Below are 7,354 nucleotides of genomic sequence, written 5' to 3' on the forward strand. Positions count from 1 at the left end.
TCAACTCTCCTTGTTATTAAAATGAAGCCAGGCGGAAATAAGATTAAACATCAATTCAAACCAATCTCGATCAAACTCTTTAATACGCTGAAGCTTGAATACTGTAACCGTATCTCCGATCCACAGTTCGTCTTTAAGACCCACCTGTCGAGCAGCAAGTACTGCCGGAAGAAACATGACTGATTTTTGGTATCCGCGAAACACTCGGAGATCATTCGTCAAAGCGCCAGGTAAATTATCTAGCTGATGCTCGAGCGTACGTTGCAACATAATCGGCCACTCAGACTCGGAGTTTCTCGTAACCAGATTACGCTTTAGATCTTCAACTTGGCCTTTAACAACCATTTCATACGGATAAGAAAATAGGTTTAACTCTTTGTCTTCTACTCTTAAAAACTGGCTCTCTAAACGTTGGCGAGTGCTCTTTAGCGAGGGAGAGAGGGATTCTATTTTTTCTAGAACACTCGCCTTAAGCAGCTCCCTAACTACGCTAACAATTGACGGGTCAAGGCTAACGGCGTCGCCTGAATAAAGCCGGTGATGGTATGCTTGATATACCGTAATTGCATTTTCCCAGTCAGCATATGAGACTAGCTCCCAAAGCACGGGCAACTCATCAACCATTTTATCAACAATGCCCTCAAGCTCAGCATGAGTAGCCATTGCAGCCAAGAAAGGCGGTTCCGTTGCAGCAACGCTCCAGACATCAAATGCTGATAGAGGCAAATGACCACATTTATCTGTCAGCGCCTTGAGATAATCCCAGCCGCTATGACCAAAATCCAGCGTCATCCCATGCAAAACCTCGCGTATTGCTTCTAAACGAGACCGCGGATCATTAACCCAAACGGCTCGCTGTAATGTTTTAACGCTAGCAGAGTCATCCAGCGTTAGCTGTTGAGACTCCTTTCCGCCAACTGGCCAGAGCATAGGTCTGAAAAATATCTGCGATTCAGGCTCCGGAAACAAAAACCATAACCCAGCCTTCCTATTTAAAGAGTCAAACTCCCATTCACCCAAAAACACTCCTTCCGAAGTGACCTGCTGCGGAGCGAGAACATTTGACTCTGGCTGGTTCAACAAAATAGCATCAACGCTCAGCGCCACTTGTTCCTCAAGTGATAGTTTTGAAGCGATATCTCCCGGGATAGAAATACGCTGACGACTGGGGTCTCGTTTTAATTCACAATCATAGCGGTGGATTAAATGGCTAAGTTCCGGCCTTCCATTCACATCCATACTTATCTTTACACTCGCATCAAGGTCGCTACTCGCACCCAGCAGACTTGTAAAGTCTTCCAAAAAGTCGATAAGAGCAAACTCTGTTATTGGAGCGGTCAATTTCAACTTTTTATTCACATATAGATCTCGCTGCTTGGAGCTATCCAAAACCTGAGAAATCAATTCAATACGAAGATTTGCATAAACCGCTTTTACACCATGCTCACAAAAAACTTTTAAGCGATACCCGTGCAACCGACTCAAGCGAAGGCTTGCCCCTCTCGCAAGCATTACCCCGGTAGCATCAAAAAGCCTGGCCCCGCCGCTAGGAAACGGTAAATCTAAGGTAATTTCTCTAGAATCGCCGGCTCTAAGCAGGTCAAATTTTACTGATAAAGGCTGTTCACCCGATGCCGTTAAGGAAACCGTATGACGACAAATCTCCTTGTCATAAGCCTGACTAATAGAGACGCCGTCGTTGGTGCTCGTAATATCAACCGAAGGCAAACCAGTCAAAATTACTGTCCCAGCTTTAGGGTTTGCACGATTCACCTCAATATCCCAATCAAACTTAGCAGGTAGAATTCCTATGCGTCGTTTGGACAGGGTCATCCCATCCTCATCAATTACCCTAGCCTCATACACTCCGAAACTATCATTCGTTAACTCACCCCATGATTCGGAAGTTCCCGTTCGTTTAACACTTAGTCGAAATCGACTGCTTCTGTTAGCGCTCCCAGTAATAGCATTACGCTCAACGACATTAGGTATACCAATGTAGACATTTCCCGGCTTACTTGCTCTATCGAATTCAGATCCTTCGAGTTCATACTGTAAATAAGAATCTGCTGATCTGGTTTGCATGCCGTACCGCAGATCCAACTCGTCATCGAGACACTCTATTCGTCCTGACAATTGGTACAAACAACCTTTGTATAAGTTTTTTAGCGTAAATAAGTCTGCTTCTTGGCCCATTAATATGCGCAGATTCTTAGGGATATAAACGAGTGCAGACTCTTTCTTGGTCTTTTGTGAGGCCATCCCCTGAAGCTCGTAGTGCTCTGCAGATTTTGTAAAAAGCCATGGTTCATTGAGGTCGAGTCGAAAACCATTCATGATCGGGATTGAGCCTAACCACTCTCCGTCCGCCTTCACTTGAAGCTTGAGCGCATCCAGCACAAGATCATCACTTAAATATAGGGTTCTTCCAGTAAACCGATAACCGACTTTGTCACCGCTTACCGTTTTGAATGCCCTTCCCCAGCTGTGACTTCTTCCACTGTCAAAAACAAGGTCAAAATCGTACCTAGCTCTTTCTAGACAAATTTGGTTTTTCTGAAACAACTCCTCAGGGAAGAATGAAGGAGCATCCAGCCGAGCTTTGATTTTTGGGTCCGTGGACTCATTTTTTATGTAACGTTCGACTGAGAAAATTGAATGAACTTCAGCTTCTGAGAACTCTTTAGTTTCCGCCGCTTGCTTGATAAGTCCCAACAAAAGAGCATTTGCAACCTCACTTTCTAGAGGTAATGGAAACCGGTCGCGCCAACCAATATCGTTCTTATCAAGCCAAAACACAGGGTCTTTATGGCTATCAAGCTTGTGAGCCTTGCGCACTTGAACAACACATAAGATAAGATCCTCTAGAATCTGTAAAATCTCTACGCTCTGAAAACTTTGAGGTATCTTTTCTTTATAACCTTCAAGCAAGGTAGATACGTCCAAACCCCTCGCAATATGCTTGCGCAAAACCGTTCCCAAAACTGTATTTAACCAGCCTCCCGCTTCTTTTAACCGATTTAAAGGCAAACCACCTTCAGTAGCGACGGTACCCAGAAATTGCCGCCTGTAATGCACGACGCGAACACTGCGATTCCATCTAAGCAATCCAAACTCAACAATAGAATTGCGATCAGCAGTGTTCACATCAATGAGGGGGATATCAATAGCCTCAAATATCCCTTCCCACGACCATTTTCCATCGTAGTATCGACGCCACCATTCAGCTGCAAACATTACAAACGCTGCATCCCATTTCAACATAGTCGCTAAGTTCTTAAAGCCTAGAGGAGCACTCAATTTCAATAGCTGTTCAAGCTCAGAGAACTCCTCATCCGTCACCCTGTACTGATAGAGAGGCCTTCCATCTGGTTGCTGCAATTGATGCCGCTCTAATAATGCTTGTTGCCATTCAAGTGGGCGCATCTTTTCAATCCATATATTAAAATTGTCTTTTTGCTTCTATGTCTGAAGCTAGCTACTTATCATGGACAATAAAATCTACTTTGTCACAGTCACCCCTGAGACACGCAACCAGCTGGTTAAGCTTTCCTAGCTTTGTTATGTCAATCTCATGACTTCTACGCTGAGTATCATTCAGGTAAAACAAAACATGATTGTTTTCGCCATCTAGCTGCGACACCTCAACTTGTATGTTTTGTACCTGGGACTTAAAAAACTGCATTCCATTCTCTGGGAACATAATTTTTATACTTTTATCATGCCTATCAGTGAACGCAGCATCTTGATACTTTAATCCCTTAAAATGCCTAATTTCCTCAGGCCAAGCACCAGACATAATGTGCTTTCCCTGCAAATCTATAGTCCTAGGCGTGTAGTCTGCGATGGCAAACGCATTCGTTTTAATCATCTCACAGTTTTTTATTGAGTCACTCTCCGAATAGGCTAAGCCACTGGGCCAACAAATACTGTGGTTAGTGACCTGTTCAGGAGGTGAAATACGATATTTATCTTTTGGCAGTTGATCGAAAATATCATAAAGCAATGGTCCCGCTTTTGAACGGCCGTACTGACCAACGACAGGTGTACCATCCGGTCGCCCAACCCAAACAGCCACTGTATAATCAGGACTTACACCTACTGCCCAAGCATCTCGGTAGCCATAACTAGTACCGGTTTTCCAAGCGAGTTTTCTTCGGTACTTTGGCACTCTGAAGTTAGGGCCTTTATTGTCTGATAACACCTTCCAAACTATAAACGCTGCAGATGGACTAAGTAAGGGCAACTCCCTATATTCGCTCAAAACTGAAAGACTTGGCTTAATCACTTTACCCCGATTAGCAAGCGCAGAGTACAGTGAAAGTAAGTCCATTAGACTTGCACCTGTTCCTCCCAAAATAATCGATAAATTATCGTCTGGGTGACTCAATTCAACCTCAGCTCTCAATAGCTTATTTACAAAATATTTCGGGCCAACTGCGTTTAATAGTTGGACTGCTGCAATATTTTTTGACGCACGTAGAGCGTCATCGGCAGGTATCATTCCAATGTATTGCTCATCAATATTTTTTGGCTTATAGCCGTTAAAATCATAAGGGATATCTGCCATTAAACTGCGGCTATGTATGAAGCCTTGGTCAATTGCCATAGCGTAAACAAACGGCTTGAGCGTTGAGCCTGGCGATCGTGACGCAAAAGCCATGTTTACGTGACCAAAACGCTGGCGATCTAAAAATTCAGCTGACCCTCTAAACGCCACAACAGTGCCACTTGGGTTATGCAAAACAGCAAAGCTAAGTGAAGATTTGCTTGTTAACGATGCAATACTTGGTTTTAACGTTGTCTCTATACGAGTCTGTAGCTCCAAATCGATATGACTTTGCAACCTCCTCTGTTTAGTTCCTTCGGCATCCACTTTGAGATGTCGCGCCAGTAAGGGCACACGCTTTGGCGTTGGATGCTTTTGTGCTAGAACTGGCGTATTCGCGATTAATTCTCGCTCTTCCGTTGTTATTACTCCGCGGGACGCGAGTATTTGTACCACTTCTTGACGAGCCTTGATTGCATTGTCCAGATGCTTGTCTGGTCTATACCTTGACGGCGACTGAGGAAGTTTAGAAAGCAAGATTGCTTCTGATAGGTTTAGGTCTCTAGAGGATTTCCCGAAATACACTTGAGAAGCATATTCCACCCCTTTGATATTTCCACCAAAGGGGGCGTTGTTAATGTAAATCGTCAGTATCTGATCTTTACTAAGCTGATACTCCAACTTAAGTGCAAGCATGATTTGCTGCAACTTTCCCAGAATACTTCTATCGTAGTTTCCCACCATCCGAGCGGTTTGCATAGTAAGCGTTGATCCGCCTGAAATGATTCGCCCGCTTTTTACCCATTGCCATATCGCACGCAATAGGGCCGACACCTTTACCCCGTTATGATGGTAAAAATCATGATCCTCGTAAGCGATCATTAGGCGAAGATAATCAGAATTCACTTGGTTAAGCTGAATTGGGTACTGAAAACTCCCATCACTTCCGCGAAACACCCTCAAGGGTTCGCCATTCGAGAATGTTATGACAGTGCTGTTCCGATCAATATGCTGATATGAAATCGGACTATGAAAAAAGTAAACCAAGCCAATACTGATAACGATGGCAAGCACCGTTACCAGGCTATATTTGTTTTTCCTTGCTCGGAACATCACTCAACGGTAATCGTTTCTAGATCTCCATAAGCGATGTAGAAGTTATAAGGCTTATACATATCCTCTAAGTAACTAGGAGGCACTTGGTAGGTCCCTGGAACTTCTGCCCTGATCACATAGCTATACACCGCGCTTTGTGAACTTTTACTATCTCCCAACAGGTCGTGCGACATGACATAGCGATCATTACGATACTCGGTCATGTTGAATCCAGGGTTAATATCACGCTTGGTAGAATAGAAATCGATATATTTGATGTGGGAAGTATCAATACTCTGATTGAGATCTGGATTTTCAAGCGCGAAGCCGCCCGGCATCAAATCTACTGCCATCGCATTATGGATCGAGCCGCCATAAATAATCTCATTAACGACCACAATTCTTTGTCCAACTTTAATGGAGTCACCCTTAAAGAGGGTACCGTCTGAGTTATAGAATGTTCGTCTATGGCGAGCTCGAAGTCCATTCACCTCTGACTCTCTTCCTTTAGGTAAGCCAAATACGTTTGCAGAAACAAATAGCGGGAAGTCATTATCATTAATAACTGAGCTTCCCTGACTTGCATCTTTTATGACTGGCGTTTTAGTGCGAACAAATTCATAACCGTAAGTGAAATCAAAAGAGCTCCCCTCTTGTTGTGTAACAGCTGCTGCTCCGATCAAAGCTATGCGTTCCTGAGTGCTCAAGTAATTACGCGACTTACTTCTATCAACAAGCTGTAGATATAGCTTAGATTTCAGATCGTTTTCATCTAAGAGTCGCTCCTTATGGAGTTCTTCAAGCACCTTGACGACCAAAGACAAGTCTCGTATGTCAGAACCATAATCGTCAAAATAATCATTACTACGCTCGAAAGTATTGATACCCATTAACTCACTCGCGCGTGACTTATCGCCTAACCACGCATACGCGCCAGCAATATAAATGGTCGCTAGGGAGCTATTTTTCGCTAGAGGTAAGTACTCCTTCTCCAATTTTGCTAAATCGGATCGTGTCACTTCGCCTTCTTTAGCCAATACATATGCAGCATAGCTTCTGTACGCGAGTGCTCGCAGAGGGTATGGCGTGACACCTTCCGTCCCGTTGCGCACATAAATTTTCAGTCTGTTTATATGCGGTTTTAAGGAGCCTTGCGCTATTAATTCATCACTATACTTATCTTCTACCCTGAGTAAGAAATCGGTAATGTAAACACTAAGCCAAGGATCCTCATCGCTATCAGAGCTCCACAAACCAAAACTTCCATTTGTCTTTTTGAACTTCTGAAGTCGCTGAATCGCTTGAGCGAGTATGTCTTTCTCTGATGTTTTATTCGCTAAAACCTTTTGTTTTTCGATCTCTAGCTCATTACCTCCAAGTAGCCATGCATTAGCGCGACTTGTTGTTTGCTCCCCACAGCCATAAGGGTACGAAAACAAACCTTCTGCAATCCGTCGAACTGGGAGATCAGGAAACTTCGAGACTCGGATAGAAGCCTCAAAACTATCAAAACCTTCAAACAAGTCTGGTTCTATTTTGTATTCGTCGCCTCCCGACAAAACTATAGAATGGCCTTGGCTTTTGAATGGTGCAACATGTCGCACCGGTACCGTCCAATCTCGAGAGATACTTCGGCCTTCTGGCGTAATAACTTCAAGAGAAAACTTAGCCACTTTTGCGCTAGTATTTTTCGGTATTTCGATAAATATC

Annotated in this window: 3 protein-coding genes; all 3 read right to left on the minus strand. The window is 43.7% G+C overall.

Annotation, left to right across the window (positions count from 1 at the left end):
* Window positions 1-3,426 (minus strand): STY4851/ECs_5259 family protein, encoded by a 3,426-nt coding sequence (locus A3751_RS03620; protein ID WP_068452204.1) that lies wholly within the window; start codon window positions 3,424-3,426, stop codon window positions 1-3.
* A gap of 52 nt (window positions 3,427-3,478) precedes the next feature.
* The gene (pbpC, locus tag A3751_RS03625; RefSeq protein ID WP_197466158.1) at window positions 3,479-5,623 is read right to left on the minus strand and encodes a penicillin-binding protein 1C; all 2,145 of its coding nucleotides are present in this window, start codon (window positions 5,621-5,623) and stop codon (window positions 3,479-3,481) included.
* Between the two features lie 38 nt (window positions 5,624-5,661).
* Window positions 5,662-7,354 (minus strand): hypothetical protein (locus A3751_RS03630; RefSeq protein ID WP_231876836.1); only part of this gene is annotated, 1,693 nt, incomplete at its 5' end.

The organism is Oleiphilus sp. HI0080 (assembly GCF_001635135.1).